The following is a 15,154-nucleotide window of genomic DNA, read 5'->3' as shown; positions in this document are numbered from 1 at the left end:
CAATCAGACTGTTGTGGTACAAATAAGCCCATTAGATAATCTAATGGGCTTACTACTAACCTACCTATGATGAAACTACATATTGAGAAGCAAGTTACGACCGGATTCTACTTAAACTCTTCTGGTCTCTCCTGCATTAATTCGGGATATTATAGGAATTAGTCTTTTCTCCGGACCGGTCTGGCTACAAACTGCCGCGGCGGATCATGTAAAACGGGTTCTTAACTTTTACCCGCTGCTTTTCCAGCAACAGCGTGGCGGCGGTCCGGCCCATGTACTCAAAATCAGTCGTGATGACCGTAATACCCAGCAAATCCTTAAGCGTGGTTTCGTTGAACGAAATCAGCCCGATTTCGCGGCCCAGCAGAAAGCTCGACTGACGGACTTTCTTCACCAGCTCGGCCAGATCGGTTTCTTCGACGGTGACGTACGCCGTTGAGGCTTCGAGTGCTTCATCCATGGCGTTTTCCTTGACGGCAAACTGTTTGTCGTGAACGATGCAGAACGACCGGAAACCACGGGCAATTTCGTCGGGGTAGTTGCCGTCGCCGGGCAGAATCAGCACCATGCGCTTGTAACGGTTCAGCAGGTCCTGTGCCGTTTCGAGGGCATTGAAAATGTCTTTTTCAAAATTCTGGAATACGCTCAGGCAGTTGCCGGACAGATCAGGGATGTCTTTGTCGAGCAGCACCAGCTCATTGGCCGGAATCGTTTCAAGAACCTCCATGTAGTCAGCCTTGTCCAGATCCTGGGTAAAATGCGGCATCACCACGTAATAGTTGTATTTGCCCAGATTCTTTTCGATGATGTCTTTGAAGTGACGGGCATTATAGTGGTGAATCTGGAGGTCTACCGTTGCCTGATCGCCGAGGGCATTGATAAACGCGTAATAAATCAGCTTTTTGTAGGAGCTGAGTTTATTGAATATCAGCAGCACCTTGATCTTGTTGGTGTCATTGGTCTGGATGTAGTAGCCTTTGCCCTGCACCGATGTTATGTAGCCGCGTTCCCGCAGTTCCCGGTACGCCTTTTCGACAGTATCACGGGCCAGATAGTACTCCACACTTAATTCACTGATCGAAGGCAGCTGATCGCCTTTTTTCAGTACCCCGCGCTCAATGTCCGTAATCACAGACTGTACAATCTGCTTGTACTTAGGGGTTTTGTCGAAGGGGTTAAACTGTAACTTATACATTCCGACCGATGGATTGTATGTATCGACAAAACCGACTGTCTGGTTCCGACTCCGACCTGTATGTGTTGGCTTGGCAATCATGGGTAGCTGAGTTCTGGATTTTTTGAGGATTTAGTTTTGCTGCACTGTTTTTTTGACGAAAATCAGATACCATAAGCTTACACAATTTGAGGATTAAGTTGGCCGATTCGGAGGTAGTTTATTTATGCAATCGTTATCGGGAACGTTGCCAAAAAAGCACAAATTTCAGATAAGGTTAAATAAAAGGGGGAAAAAGATAATAGAGAGATAAGGCATACCGGCTGTTTTCGTGAGAATCATACAGAATTATGGGAAAATAGTACAACGTTAAATTGTATTTAAGACAGGAGGTATAGACAAGAAAAAGCCCCCGCTCAGACTCCGGAGAGTACGAGAAGGGGCTCAGGTTGGTTGTTGGTATTGGTTAGCGTACGAAGGCTACGGCTACACCGCCGTCGACATTCAGTACGTTTCCGGTTGATTTGCCGAGGCTGCCGTCAACGAAAACAAGTACGGCTTTGGCGATGTCTTCCGGCAGGATTTCTTCGTTCAGTAACGTCCGTTTCGCGTAGTGCGAAGGCAGATCTTCCATCGCAATGCCATAGGCTTTTGCACGGCCTTCGGCCCAGCCGCTTTCCCAGATTTTACTGCCGCGTAATACGGCATCCGGGTTAACGGTGTTCACACGGATTTTTTCAGGCCCCAGCTCGGCTGCCAGCAGGCGGCTCATGTGCAGCTGCGCGGCTTTGGCCGTACCGTAACCAACGTTGTTTGGTCCGGCAAAAAGAGCATTCTTACTGGCAATGTTCACGATGTCGCCATCCAGCTTCTGCTTGCGCAGAATCTCAACAGCTTTCTGCGTTACGAGGAACTGGCCTTTTACCAGTACATCTTGGAGAATATCCCAGTCTTTCTCAGTATGCTCGGCCAGCGGCTTCGAAATCGACAGACCGGCGCAGTTAACGACAATGTCCACACCACCAAACTGCAATGCCGATTGCTTCAGCGACTCCGCAATTACGTCGGTGCTGGTTACGTCAATGGCTGCGGTAATGGCGCTGTCTTTGCCGTATTGTTTGCGTAATTCAGCCTGTACCTCGTCCAGCCGGTCGCGGTCAGCGGCAACCACGCAGGCACCGTTCTGCAACAGCACTTCACAGATCGCCTTACCGATTCCACCCGTCCCGCCGGTCACGAACGCAATCCGGCCCGAGAGCGATTTCGGCTTCGGCATACGCTGTAACTTAGCTTCTTCGAGGAGCCAGTACTCAATATCAAACGCTTCCTGCTCCGGCAGCCCAACGTATTCCGAAACGGCCTCCGCGCCTTTCATGACGTTGATGGCGTTGATGTAGAATTCGCTGGCAACGCGGGCCGTCTGCTTGTCTTTCGAGAAGGTAAACATACCCACCTGCGGCCACAGAATCACGACCGGATTCGGGTCGCGCATGGCCGGGCTGTTGTCATGTTTGCAACGCTCGTAATAAGCTGCGTAGTCAGCGCGGTAAGCTTCGAACTGCTCAATCAGGTATGTTTTCAGTTCGTCGGCAGATTTCAGCGTCAGGGTGTCGGCCGGTTCCAGTACCAGCGGCCGGATCTTCGTACGCAGGAAGTGGTCAGGGCAGCTCGTTCCCAGCGGAGCCAGTTTGTCCAGATCGTTTGAATTGACGAACTCCAGTACGCGGGCATCGTCGGTGAAATGGCCCAGCATCCGGCGGTAGCTCGACGCTAAGCCGCGCAGGGTAGGGATCAGTTCAGCGGCGCGCGCCTTGCGGGTTTCAGCATCGGTATTTTCCAGTTTCTGCCCGCCAAAAACAGCGCGTTTTTTGCCGTAGTTTGCGTTCAGGTATTCCGACGCCTGCTCGATTACTTCGAGTGTATTGATGTATGATTCGTATGAGGTACTGCCCCACGTAAACAGACCGTGGCCGCCGAGGATGATACCACGCAGGTTCGGATTGTCGGTAACGGCTTTTTCCAGCTGCAGACCCAGATCGAAGCCCGGGCGCTGCCACGGAATCCAGGCCATTTGGTCACCCCAGATTTCTTTCATGATGGCTTCCCCGTCCTTGCTGGCGGCAATGGCGATCAGGGCATCCGGGTGCAGGTGGTCGATGTGCTTGTAAGGCAACAGGCCGTGCAGCGGCGTATCGATAGAAGGAGCCGCACACTTCGGATCGAACAGACAGTGATTGAACAACTCAACCATTTCGTCTTCAAATTCGAGGCCGCGGTACCGGTTTTTCAGCGCTTTCAGTCGGTCGACGTATAGATTGGCACAACCGGCTTTAGTGAGCGTACCAATATCGCCACCGGAACCTTTTACCCACATTACCTCTACCGGTTGCCCCGTCAGCGGATCGGTTTCGGTGATTTTAACCGACGTATTCCCACCCGCATAGTTTGTCAGCCGCAGGTCGGCACCGAGCAGGTTAGAACGGTAAATGAACAAATCGACTTCGTTGCCGGCCAGTTCGAGGGCTTTGGCTTCGTCCCACAGGTAGCTGACGTGACGAAAGGTTTGTGTTGTATTCATGCGACAATAATTATCGGTCAGAGTCCTGATTTTTTGGCAAAGTACGGATGAATCCTACAGTTGGGCATCATGTACTATCCTGTGATTAGTTATATTTTTATGAAAAGTGCTTTAGCATACAGAGCCGTTACGGTACATGCTGTAAGCCTGATGCCGGCCTTTTCAGAAAAAGCTGAGGTCATTCCGGAATTACTCTTTCCCTTGAAACATAACTAACTGAGAGTCAATTTGTACTTTGTATTGTACTATTTTTCAGGAGAGAGCAGGAGAGTTGGCCGGTATTTATAAAGCAGATTTGTTGATGGTTGTCAGCGAACATAAACCGCCGGCAATAATCTGACCCGGAATCATCAGTCACGAAAAACAGAAAAAGTCAAATGGGAGTAATTTGGGGCGTCGTCCTGCACGCATTAGGAGGCTTTGCTTCCGGTAGTTTTTACCTTCCGTATCAAAAAGTAAAGGGCTGGTCCTGGGAGAGTTACTGGCTGACAGGCGGTATTTTTTCGTGGGTGATTGCCCCGCTGGTCCTGGGATCTATTACAGTACCTGGCCTCTTCGATGTGCTGGCGAATGCACCGTCTGAAACCAAATGGTGGACCTATTTCTGGGGTGTTCTCTGGGGATTCGGTGGCTTAACGTTCGGGCTGGCCATGCGTTACCTGGGTCTTTCGCTCGGGATGGCGGTGGCGCTTGGTCTGTGCGCGGTCTTCGGTACGCTGGTACCGCCGATCTGGGCCGGTGAGTTTGGTAAGTTAATCAGCACTACATCGGGGCAGGTGATTGTCCTGGGCGTGGCGGTTTGCGTGCTGGGCATTTCGATCTGCGGCATTGCCGGGATGATGAAGGAAAAAGACTTGCCGGAAGAAGCGAAAAAAGCGAATATCGCGGAATTTGATCTGAAAAAGGGCCTGACGGTGGCCATCTTCTCAGGCGTCATGAGTGCCTGCTTTTCTTTTGGCCTGACGGCCGGTCAGCCGATTGCGGAGCTGGCGTTGCAGAACGGTACCGATCCGCTATATGCTAATAACGCCCCGCTGGTGATTGTGCTGCTCGGTGGCCTGACCACTAACGCCATCTGGACGATTTACCTCAACATTAAAAACAAATCCTATACCGACTATACCAACATCTCGACGCCGATTGTGGCCAATATCATTTTCTGTGCGCTGGCCGGCGTAACGTGGTATTTCCAGTTTTTCTTTTACGGCATGGGCGACAGCAAAATGGGCGAGTACCGCTTTTCGGGCTGGACGCTGCACATGGCTTTCATCATTGCTTTCAGTAGTTTCTGGGGCCTGTACCTGAACGAGTGGAAAGGGTCGAGCCGGTCGACGATGCGTACGATTTCGCTGGGCATCATGACGGTGGTGTTGTCGTCGGTCATTGTCGGCATCGGCAATTATTTAGCCGGGTAGGGGCGACCCCACGTGGTCGCCCAATATCCCAACATATGGATGTGGTCGCCCAAAGCACAGACGTGGTCGCCCTTGATTGATGTCTCGAAGCAGTGTGGTCGCTCTTGATCGGTGTTCCGAAGCGGCGTGGTCGGTGTCTCCAAGCCGTGTGGCCGCCACTGCGAGGTGCTGCACAGGGCGGTGCCCTGTGTTACAGATACAGCCCCGTTGGGGCAAAAAGAAGGGGGAACGTTTTACGTTCCCCCTTCTTTTTGCCATATGTAGGTTCAATTCCGTGCGTTGGATGACCATGCCGCATATTGGGCGACTATATCCATATATTGGGCGACCACGTCTGTGCTTTGGGCGACCACATCCATATATTGGGCGACCACGTCTGTGCTTTGGGCGACCACGTACATATATTGGGCGACCACGTTTGTGCTTTGGATGACCACATCTATATATTGGGCGACCACGTGGGGTCGCCCCTACTCCCACTCGATGGTGGCTGGTGGCTTCGAGGAGATGTCGTACACGACGCGGTTAACGCCTTTGACCTTGTTGATGATCTCGTTTGAGATATCGGCGAGGAAGGTGTACGGCAGGTGAGCCCAGTCGGCGGTCATGCCGTCGACACTGGTAACGGCCCGTAAGGCCACAACACGCTCATACGTCCGTTCGTCGCCCATAACGCCTACCGACTGTACCGGCAACAGCATTGCGCCTGCCTGCCATACCTGATCGTAAAGGCCTTCGCGCTTCAGACCGCTGATAAACAGCGCATCAACTTCCTGCAGGATCTGTACTTTTTCGGCCGTGATGTCGCCCAGAATCCGGATCGCGAGGCCAGGGCCCGGGAACGGATGGCGCTTCAGGATGTGGTCGGGCAAGCCTAAGGTCCGGCCAACGGCACGTACTTCATCCTTGAAGAGTGTATTCAGTGGTTCAACAATTTTCAGCTTCATGAAGTCCGGCAGACCACCGACATTGTGGTGCGACTTAATGGTAGCCGACGGGCCTTTTACCGATACCGATTCGATAACGTCCGGGTAAATAGTCCCCTGACCCAGCCAGACGACATCTTCAATCAGGTGTGATTCCTGATCAAACACGTCGATGAAGGTTTTGCCGATGGCTTTCCGTTTGGCTTCCGGATCGGTCAGCCCTTCGAGTGCGTGGTAGAACTGATCTTTCGAGTCAACACCTTTGATGTTGAGGCCAAGGTGTTTGTATGATTCGAGAACGTTTTCGTACTCGTCTTTGCGCAACAGACCGTTATCAACGAAGATGCAGAACAGGTTCTGACCGACGGCACGGTGTACAAGCATCGCCGCCACGGATGAATCAACGCCACCCGACAGCGCCATAACCACTTTATCGTTACCCAGCTTTTCTTTCAGGCCGGCCACGGTGCTTTCGACGAATGACTCCGACGTCCAGTCCTGTGAGCAGCCGCAGATGTCGACCACAAAGTTCTGCAGCAGGTGTTTGCCTTGTAGCGAGTGGGTCACCTCAGGGTGGAACTGAATACCGTAGGTTTGTTCGCCTTCTACCTGGAACGCAGCAACCCGTACCGATTCGGTCGAGGCAATGATCCGGAAGTTATCAGGAATCTGGGTGATGGTATCCCCGTGCGACATCCATACCTGCGAGTGCTGGTCAATGCCCTGCATCAGCGGGCTTTCCGCATCAACGGTACCGAGTTTGGCGCGGCCGTATTCGCGGTGTGCCGAAGGCAGTACCTCGCCGCCGCTGGTATGGGCCAGCAGCTGAGCGCCGTAACAAACGCCTAGAACAGGCAGCTTATGACGGAAGGCGGCCAGATGAACCATTGGCGCATCCTGGTCGCGTACAGAGCACGGACTGCCGGAAAGAATGATACCCTTAACCTCGGGCGTAATCGCAGGAATGTGATTGTAGGGATGAATCTCGCAGTAAACGTTCAGTTCGCGTACCCGGCGAGCAATGAGTTGGGTATATTGCGAACCGAAATCAAGAATCAGAATTTGTTCGGTTGCCATGACAGGTCTTCAAAACGCAAAGTTCTGCATTTTGAACGAGGTGGGCAAGTTATTTTTGAAAGTAGGGTAGCAAGGAGCTGGTTTTGCCAAGTGACGGGCAGCAAAAGCAGCAGTACCGGGCAGGAGATCAACTGCGCTTCACTAGCCGCCCGTCTAGTGGCAGGGCACGTCTGTCCACAACCGCTAGCCGGGCGAAATCAACACAAGAAATGCCGTCTGCAAATCATTTCGCCTGCCAAATCCGTTATTTTTACGGCGCTGTTTGGATATGGCCCGGTGCCAGCCCACAACAAACAAACGGTTTTGATCCCTTGAACGTCCCTTTTTTTCTTGCCCGACGCATCCGTCATGCTCCCGTTGCCAGCTTTTCGGCGACCGTCACCAAAGTCGGTATCGCCAGTATCGCTATTGGATTAGGGGTAATGATTATTGCCTTTGCGGTTCTTTTTGGCTTTAAACAAACCATCGCTCAGAAGGTCTTTCTGTTTGGTGCACATCTGCAGGTCGCTAAATTTTCGCTTAACCGCTCCTATGAAGGCAGTCCGCTACCGCTGCATACGAAGGTCTATGATCAGGCCGCTAAAATCCCCGGTGTGGGCCACATTCAGGCCGTGGCGATGAAGGCCGGTATCCTGAAAGCCCCCGACGAGCTGGCGGGCGTGGTCCTGAAAGGTGTCGGCAAGGACTACGACTGGTCGATGCTGAAAGAGTCGCTGGTAGCGGGTAGTGTGCCCGATTTTTCGAAGGATACAGCCTATTCAACCGGTATCCTGCTCAGCAAAAAGATTGCTGATCAGCTGCGGCTGAAAACGGGCAACAACGTCATCATGTACTTTCTGGGTGGTGAAACCAACGCCCCGCGCCCGCGTAAGCTGACCGTGTCAGGAATCTATGAGACGGGGCTGGAAGAGTTTGATAATACGGTGTTGATGGGCGATATCCGGATGATTCAGCGGCTGAACAACTGGGGCGCCGATACCGTGGCGTCTTACGAAATCTTTGTTAAAGACTTTGATAAACTCGATGAAACGTATCGGGAAGTGATGAACGTAATCACCCCGGAGATGCGGCTCAGTAAGGTCACCGACGACTACCGGGCGCTGTTCGACTGGATGCTGATGATTGACACCAATACCGCCGTTTTTCTGGTTCTGATCCTGTTTGTGGCCAGTTTTAACATGGTTTCGGTACTGCTTGTCCTGATGATGGAGCGCACCCCGATGATCGGCCTGCTGAAAGCCTTTGGCGGCACCAACGGGCTGCTGCGGCGCATGTTCCTGTATGTCGGCCTGAACATGGTGGTCTGGGGACTGGTACTGGGTAATGTGATCGGGCTGGGACTTTGCTGGCTTCAGGATACGTTCCGGATCATTCCGCTCGACCCTAAAAGCTATTACATGAGCTATGTGCCTATCGTCTGGAACTGGCCGTTTATTCTGATCCTGAATGTCGGTACAATCCTGGTCATTGCTGCGGTGCTGTGGCTGCCCACGTTTGTGATTAACCGCATCCAGCCGATTAAAGCCCTCGTATTTAAAGCCTGATGCTGCTTACTTTTGTGCTGATCCGATGATTAACTTTGATTTTTCAAAGCTTCATCAGCATAGACTTATTCATGAAACCATCGTATAACCATAAAATCCGGCTTGTTACGGCAGCCTCGCTGTTTGACGGGCACGATGCGGCCATCAACCTGATGCGCCGGCTCATGCAGGCATCCGGTGCCGAAATCATTCACCTGGGACATAACCGGTCCGTGGCCGAAATTGTCGATTGCGCCATTCAGGAAGACGTGCAGGGCATTGCCATTACCAGCTACCAGGGCGGGCACCTTGAATTTTTCAAGTACATGTATGACCTCCTGCACGAACGCGGGGCCGGCCATATAAAAATATTCGGCGGGGGCGGGGGCACCATCCTGCCGTCGGAAATCGCCGAGCTGCACGCCTATGGCATCACCCGCATCTATTCGCCCGACGATGGCCGCGAAATGGGGTTGCAGGGCATGATCGACGATCTGCTCCGGCACTGCGACTATGAACTACCGGCCGCCATAATGGCTGCAGAGGTCTGCCCGAAGGTCATTCCGCGGCTCATTACAACGGCCGAAAATGCTCCCGAACAGTTTACACAGGTCTTTACTGCCCCGGTTGGCAGTCCGTCGGTGGTGTTAGGCATTACCGGAACGGGCGGTGCCGGTAAGTCGTCGCTGGTCGATGAGCTGGTGCTGCGTTTCCTGCGGACCTATGCCGATAAGACCATGGCCATTATTTCGGTTGATCCGTCGAAGCGGAAAACCGGCGGGGCGTTGCTCGGCGACCGGATCCGCATGAATGCGATCCATCCGGCGGCCAGCGGCGGGCGGGTCTACATGCGCTCCCTGGCCACGCGACAGTCCAATCTGGCCCTGAGCCGGTACGTGCAGGATGCCGTTGATGTCTGCAAAGCGGCCCGGTTTGATCTGATTATTGTGGAGACCTCGGGCATCGGGCAATCCGACACCGAAATTACGGAGCATGCCGATGTGAGTCTGTACGTGATGACGGCCGAATACGGAGCGGCTACCCAGCTCGAAAAAATCGATATGCTGGATTATGCCGATGTCATTGCCATCAACAAGTTTGACAAACGCGGTTCGCTGGATGCGCTGCGGGATGTGCGCAAACAGTATCGCCGTAACCATACTGACTGGACAACTGCCGACGAAGAACTGCCGATTATCGGTACGATTGCCGCCCAGTTCAACGACGCAGGAATGAACCGGCTCTTTACGGTGCTGATGCAGAAAGTGGGCTTTGACCTTGCCGAAGGCGACCGTATCGGGCAGGGCGGAACGGTATCGCAGCCGGTTATGCCGGCCGAACGGGTCCGCTACCTGGCCGAGATCGTGGAAGAAAGCCGCCGGTACGATGCACTGGTGCGCGATCAGGCAGCGATTGCCCGTCAGTTGTACCAGATTGATGGCACGATAAACACCCTGACTGCACCGGAACAGGCGTCGCTCCGGGAGCAGTTACAGGCTGTTTATAGCCAGCTGGAAGCCCGGTTGTTGCCGGATTGCCGGGAACTGCTGAAGCGATGGCCTGCCATGCAGACGCAGTATGCGGCTGATTTTTACGAATTTAAAGTGCGGGAAAAGGTTATCCGGCAGCCGCTGTTTACCGAAACACTTTCGCATCTCCGTGTTCCGAAAGTCAGTCTGCCTAAATACCATGACTGGGGCGATGTGCTGCGGTGGCTGATGACCGAAAACGTGCCGGGCGAGTTCCCGTATGCGGCCGGTGTATTTCCGCTGAAGCGCGAAGGCGAAGACCCGACGCGGATGTTTGCCGGTGAGGGCGGACCGGAGCGGACCAACCGCCGGTTCCATTACGTGTCGAAAGGGATGCCCGCCAAACGGCTCTCGACGGCCTTTGACTCAGTGACGCTCTACGGCGAAAATCCGGACTACCGGCCGGATATTTACGGCAAAGTAGGCAATTCGGGCGTAAACATCTGCACGCTCGATGATGCCAAAAAACTCTACAGTGGCTTTAATCTCTGCGATCCGGCTACGTCGGTGTCGATGACCATCAATGGGCCCGCGCCGATGCTGCTGGGCTTTTTCCTGAATGCGGCCATTGATCAGCAGTGCGAACTCTATATACGGCAGCATACCCTGCCGCTTCCGCAACAGGCAGGTCCCCAACCGGCCTACAACGGCGAACTGCCCGACGGAAACGACGGCCTGGGTCTGCTGCTGCTCGGCACAACCGGCGACAAGGTACTGCCCCGCGACGTTTACGAAAAAATCAAAGCGGATACGCTCCGGCGGGTGCGGGGGACGGTTCAGGCCGATATTCTCAAGGAAGATCAGGCGCAGAATACCTGTATTTTCTCGACCGAATTTGCCCTCCGCATGATGGGCGATATTCAGGCATATTTCATTGAGCAGCAGGTGCGTAACTTTTATTCGGTGTCGATTTCGGGCTATCACATTGCCGAGGCGGGCGCCAATCCGGTTTCGCAGCTGGCCTTTACGCTCTCCAACGGCTTTACGTTTGTCGAATATTACCTCAGCCGCGGGATGCACATCGACGATTTTGCCCCGAACCTGTCGTTCTTTTTTTCCAACGGCATGGACCCTGAATATACGGTGCTGGGACGTGTGGCGCGGCGCATCTGGGCCAAGGCCATGAAACACAAGTACGGGGCCAACGACCGGTCGCAGAAACTGAAATACCACATCCAGACCTCGGGCCGTAGCCTGCACGCCCAGGAGATTGCCTTCAACGATATCCGGACCACCTTACAGGCCCTGCTGGCCATTTATGATAACTGCAACTCCCTGCATACCAACGCCTATGACGAAGCCATCACAACCCCTACCGAAGAGTCGGTGCGGCGGGCAATGGCCATTCAGCTGGTGATTAACCGTGAGTTTGGGCTGACGAAAAACGAAAATCCGCTGCAAGGGTCGTTTGTGGTCGAAGAGCTGACGGATCTGGTGGAAGAAGCGGTATATCAGGAGTTTCTGTCGTTGAATGAGCGCGGTGGCGTGCTGGGTGCGATGGAACGGATGTACCAGCGGAGTAAGATTCAGGAAGAGTCGATGTACTACGAAACGCTGAAGCACAACGGTCAGCTGCCGATTATCGGCGTGAATACGTTTCTTGATCCGGCCGGTTCGCCGACGATTGTGCCGGCCGAGGTGATTCGTTCGACAACGGATGAAAAAACGTTTCAGGTGGAGGCATGCCGGGCCTATGAGGAGCAGCACCGCGATGAAGCCGTACCCGCACTTTCGGTTCTGCAACAGACGGCGCTCGAAAACGGCAATGTCTTCGCCGCGCTGATGGAGGCCACCAAGGTCTGTACGCTGGGCCAATTGTCGAATGCGCTGTATGCGGTCGGCGGGCAATACCGGCGGAACATGTAGCGAAAAAACAAAGCGGGAACCGGTACAAAACCGATTCCCGCTTTGCTAATGAATACCCCTTATTTAATTTTTGAATAATCGGTTGGGGTCATGTACGTTGATTCGACTTTCACCGTCAGCGAACCGTTCTTCTCGGATTCGCCTTTGGCTTTAACCCAGTCCGGATCGGCCCGGAAGGCGTCAAAAGCTTTTTTACCGGCTGCGTCGCCCGGGCCAGGGTGCGCCAGCAGATACACCAACCGCTGCTGACCCGAATCGTCGGGTTTGGTTGGGTCGGTCGTGATCCAGTAGGCAATGTTTTCCATGCCGTGCTTTTTAAACAGCTTCATCGTATGGTTTTCGAAGCGCGACAGCAGGTCCGGAAGTTTGCCGGGGCTTGCCGTATAGGTCCGCAGCTCAAACGTACGGTTCGGCGTTTTCTCCTTTAACTTCAGCTTTGGCGAGTGCTCCCATTCGGTCATAAATACCTGATCAACTTTTGACACCAGGCGGCCGTTTGCTTCTGTTTTGGCAACGACAGCCTTCCATTCCGGATCGGCTCCGAAGGCTTTCCAGGAAGCGTCGCGGGCTTCGCGGCTCGGGTAAGCCAGGATGTAAATGATTTCGTGGCGGCTGGTATCGGTCGGTAACCAGTAACCGATGTTTTCCATGCCGTGTTTCTCGAAAATCTTAGTCGTGTACTGCCGGAAACGGTCAACGATAGCGTCGAATTTGCCGGGAGCAGCGTGGTACACACGGATTTCGTAAAACTTGGCCGTAGCGGCCGGGCGTTCTGGCCGGGACTTCGCGAACAGCGTTTGTACGCCCAGGGTTGCCCCGAGGCATACGGTGAGCAGGATCGACTTGGTAAGGTTCATGTATTCTTCTGACTAGTAAAGCTGACGGAATCGCGTCAATGTGCTAAAATAAGCGAAAAAAGGGCAGTTTTTACTATCTTCTTTTTTTAGGAGCTATCAAGGATTATTGCTGTCAGGGAATGTGTATTTTCATACTAATCCTTACTTTTATGCAGTAACTGAACCCCTTAACCATGCACAAACGAACCTTTTTAAAACTCTCTTCTGCCATGCTGGCGGTTCCTCTGCTTTCCCCTTTATCGGCCTGGAGTGCCGGTGAAAAACTAAAAAATTGGGCCGGTAACCTGACGTACAGCACCGACCGGCTGACAACGGCTAAATCACTTGATCAGGCGAAGGCGTTTGTGAAACAGCACGCTAAATTCAAAGTGCTGGGGACACGCCACTGCTTCAATACCATTGCTGATACGCCAACCGAGCTGCTGTCGCTGAAAGACATGCACGAGGTGATTTCGCTGGATGCGAAGGCCAAAAAGGTAACAATTCAGGCGGGTATGAACTATGGACAGTTGTCGCCGTATCTGCACAGCAAGGGGTTCGCGGTCCATAACCTGGCCTCGCTGCCGCATATTTCGGTGGCCGGTGCCTGCGCGACGGCGACGCACGGATCAGGTAATAAAAACGGTAACCTGGCCACGGCGGTTTCGGGGCTCGAAATCATCAATGCTAAAGGTGATGTTGTTCAGTTGTCGAAAGAAAAAGACGGTGATACGTTCAACGGGGCCGTGGTCAACCTCGGTGCGCTGGGGGTAATCACCAAAGTGACCCTTGACATTGAGCCGACGTTTTCGGTGCGCCAGTATGTGTACGAAAACCTGCCGCTGGATCAGCTGAAGGCTCATTTTGACGAAATTACCGGAAGTGCCTACAGCGTCAGCCTCTTTACGGACTGGAAAAACAAACGGTTCAATGAGGTCTGGATTAAAAGCCGCGTTGGCAAGGACAAGCCGTTTGAGGCTAAGGCTGAGTTTTACGGCGCCAAAAAATCGGCTAAGAACCTGCACCCGATTGCCGAATTGTCGGCCGAAAACTGTACGGAGCAGCTGGGCGTGGCCGGCCCGTGGTTTGAGCGGTTGCCGCACTTCAAGATGGGCTTCACGCCAAGCAGCGGCAAGGAATTACAGTCCGAATATTTTGTGCCGAGGCGGAACGCGGTTGATGCGATTCTGGCGGTAGAGCGCCTGCACGCTCAAATCAGTCCGCACCTGATGATCACCGAAATCCGGACGATTGCGGCCGATACCCTCTGGATGAGTCCTTGCTACAAACAGGACAGTGTGGCCATTCACTTTACCTGGCAGCAGGATTGGCCGGCCGTCAGCAAGATATTGCCGCAGATCGAAAAGGCGCTGGCCCCGTATAATGTCCGGCCGCACTGGGGCAAACTGTTCAGTGTTGCGCCGTCGGTGCTGCAATCCCGCTACGAGCGTTTAGATGACTTTAAAAAACTGGTCCAGACCTACGACCCGCAAGGTAAATTCCGCAACGACTTTCTCAGTAAGAATCTGTACGGGAAATGATGTTAAGCGTTGCTGAGTTGCTGGTTGTTCTGGTCGTTCGATTATGAGTTGCTGGCCCTGCCGTCGAAATGATAATTAAAGAAGCGATGACGCCGGCAATAAAAAAAGTGGTTCGTGATATTTGTCACGGAATCACGGGATTCGGAACGCTAGTTTTACAGCATCATTTTAAACACGTACGACCATGATGAATCTATTGAAATCCGTATTCGGTGGTGGATCTGACAATACAAAAATCAGCGAGGTAATCGCGCAGGGTGCCGTTATTATTGATGTTCGTTCAGCCGGGGAATTTGCCGGTGGTCACGCTAAGGGTGCGGTAAACATTCCGCTTGATCAGCTGGAGGCTAAACTGGCTCAGATCAAAGCCTATAAAAAGCCAATCGTTGTGTGTTGTGCATCCGGCATGCGCAGTGCCCGTGCCAAGGGTTTTCTGGCCGGTCAGGGCATCGCCGATCTGCACGACGCAGGCAGCTGGCGGAATATTTAAAGAGCGAAAGAGTGAAAGAGTGAGTGGTGGCACGACTCTAACAGGGCCGCCTGGCGGTCGTACCACCACTTTTTTATGCCAATCGGGAACTCAAAAGGCCCACCGCCACTTTCCAGCAACCACCAGCAACCACCAGCAACCACCAGCAACCACCAGCAACCACCAGCAACCACCAGCAACCACCAGCAACCACCAGCAA

9 protein-coding genes are annotated in these 15,154 nt (G+C 53.3%); 5 read left to right on the top strand and 4 right to left on the bottom strand.

Translation table 11 applies throughout. The annotated features are described in order from the left end of the window. Positions 1–184: 184 nt before the first annotated feature. Both AC23NW_RS28325 and AC23NW_RS28320 read right to left on the bottom strand, forming a co-directional pair. Positions 185–1,276 carry a GntR family transcriptional regulator gene (locus tag AC23NW_RS28325; RefSeq protein WP_487453805.1) on the bottom strand — a complete coding sequence of 364 codons (1,092 nt, stop codon included), beginning with the start codon at positions 1,274–1,276 and terminating at the stop codon, positions 185–187. Between the two features lie 364 nt (positions 1,277–1,640). Next, entirely contained in the window at positions 1,641–3,752 is a 2,112-nt protein-coding gene (locus AC23NW_RS28320; RefSeq protein ID WP_487453804.1) for a bifunctional aldolase/short-chain dehydrogenase, read from the bottom strand. A 377-nt stretch (positions 3,753–4,129) separates the two neighbouring features. Between AC23NW_RS28320 and rhaT the strand changes: the two genes are divergently transcribed. Further along, complete coding sequence (gene rhaT / locus AC23NW_RS28315) at positions 4,130–5,167, top strand: L-rhamnose/proton symporter RhaT (RefSeq protein ID WP_487453803.1); 1,038 nt, start codon at positions 4,130–4,132, stop codon at positions 5,165–5,167. 470 nt (positions 5,168–5,637) lie between these two features. Here rhaT and guaA read toward each other — a convergent pair whose 3' ends face one another. Next, the gene (guaA, locus tag AC23NW_RS28310) at positions 5,638–7,170 is read right to left on the bottom strand and encodes a glutamine-hydrolyzing GMP synthase (RefSeq protein WP_487453801.1); all 1,533 of its coding nucleotides are present in this window, start codon (positions 7,168–7,170) and stop codon (positions 5,638–5,640) included. A gap of 311 nt (positions 7,171–7,481) precedes the next feature. On the opposite strand from guaA, the gene AC23NW_RS28305 reads away from it, so the two are divergent. Further along, positions 7,482–8,714: an ABC transporter permease gene (locus tag AC23NW_RS28305; RefSeq protein WP_293843151.1), complete on the top strand. Its 1,233-nt coding sequence runs from the start codon at positions 7,482–7,484 to the stop codon at positions 8,712–8,714. 71 nt (positions 8,715–8,785) lie between these two features. Next, positions 8,786–12,088, top strand: coding sequence for a methylmalonyl-CoA mutase family protein (locus tag AC23NW_RS28300; protein WP_487453798.1), 3,303 nt, complete (start codon positions 8,786–8,788; stop codon positions 12,086–12,088). A gap of 59 nt (positions 12,089–12,147) precedes the next feature. Here the strand turns inward: AC23NW_RS28300 and AC23NW_RS28295 are convergent, their stop codons facing one another. Then, positions 12,148–12,945, bottom strand: a complete 798-nt coding sequence (locus tag AC23NW_RS28295) for an NIPSNAP family protein (RefSeq protein WP_487453796.1) — start codon at positions 12,943–12,945, stop codon at positions 12,148–12,150. A gap of 173 nt (positions 12,946–13,118) precedes the next feature. On the opposite strand from AC23NW_RS28295, the gene AC23NW_RS28290 reads away from it, so the two are divergent. Together AC23NW_RS28290 and AC23NW_RS28285 are read left to right on the top strand one after the other, a co-directional pair. Next, the gene (locus AC23NW_RS28290) at positions 13,119–14,465 is read left to right on the top strand and encodes a D-arabinono-1,4-lactone oxidase (protein ID WP_487453794.1); all 1,347 of its coding nucleotides are present in this window, start codon (positions 13,119–13,121) and stop codon (positions 14,463–14,465) included. 184 nt (positions 14,466–14,649) lie between these two features. Continuing rightward, a complete protein-coding gene (locus AC23NW_RS28285) occupies positions 14,650–14,955 on the top strand; it encodes a rhodanese-like domain-containing protein (protein ID WP_487453793.1) in 306 nt (101 codons plus the stop codon). Positions 14,956–15,154 lie beyond the last annotated feature (199 nt).

The organism is Arsenicibacter sp. R0_47 (assembly GCF_057652235.1).
The sequence above is the reverse complement of the archived record's forward strand: the minus strand, read 5'-3'. Positions and strand labels throughout refer to the sequence as shown.

Coding starts and splice junctions, on each gene's coding strand:
- AC23NW_RS28325 (WP_487453805.1), bottom strand. CDS start 1,276: ATGATTGCCAAGCCAACACATACAGGTCGGAGTCGGAACCAGACAGTC.
- AC23NW_RS28320 (WP_487453804.1), bottom strand. CDS start 3,752: ATGAATACAACACAAACCTTTCGTCACGTCAGCTACCTGTGGGACGAA.
- rhaT (WP_487453803.1), top strand. CDS start 4,130: ATGGGAGTAATTTGGGGCGTCGTCCTGCACGCATTAGGAGGCTTTGCT.
- guaA (WP_487453801.1), bottom strand. CDS start 7,170: ATGGCAACCGAACAAATTCTGATTCTTGATTTCGGTTCGCAATATACC.
- AC23NW_RS28300 (WP_487453798.1), top strand. CDS start 8,786: ATGAAACCATCGTATAACCATAAAATCCGGCTTGTTACGGCAGCCTCG.
- AC23NW_RS28295 (WP_487453796.1), bottom strand. CDS start 12,945: ATGAACCTTACCAAGTCGATCCTGCTCACCGTATGCCTCGGGGCAACC.
- AC23NW_RS28290 (WP_487453794.1), top strand. CDS start 13,119: ATGCACAAACGAACCTTTTTAAAACTCTCTTCTGCCATGCTGGCGGTT.
- AC23NW_RS28285 (WP_487453793.1), top strand. CDS start 14,650: ATGATGAATCTATTGAAATCCGTATTCGGTGGTGGATCTGACAATACA.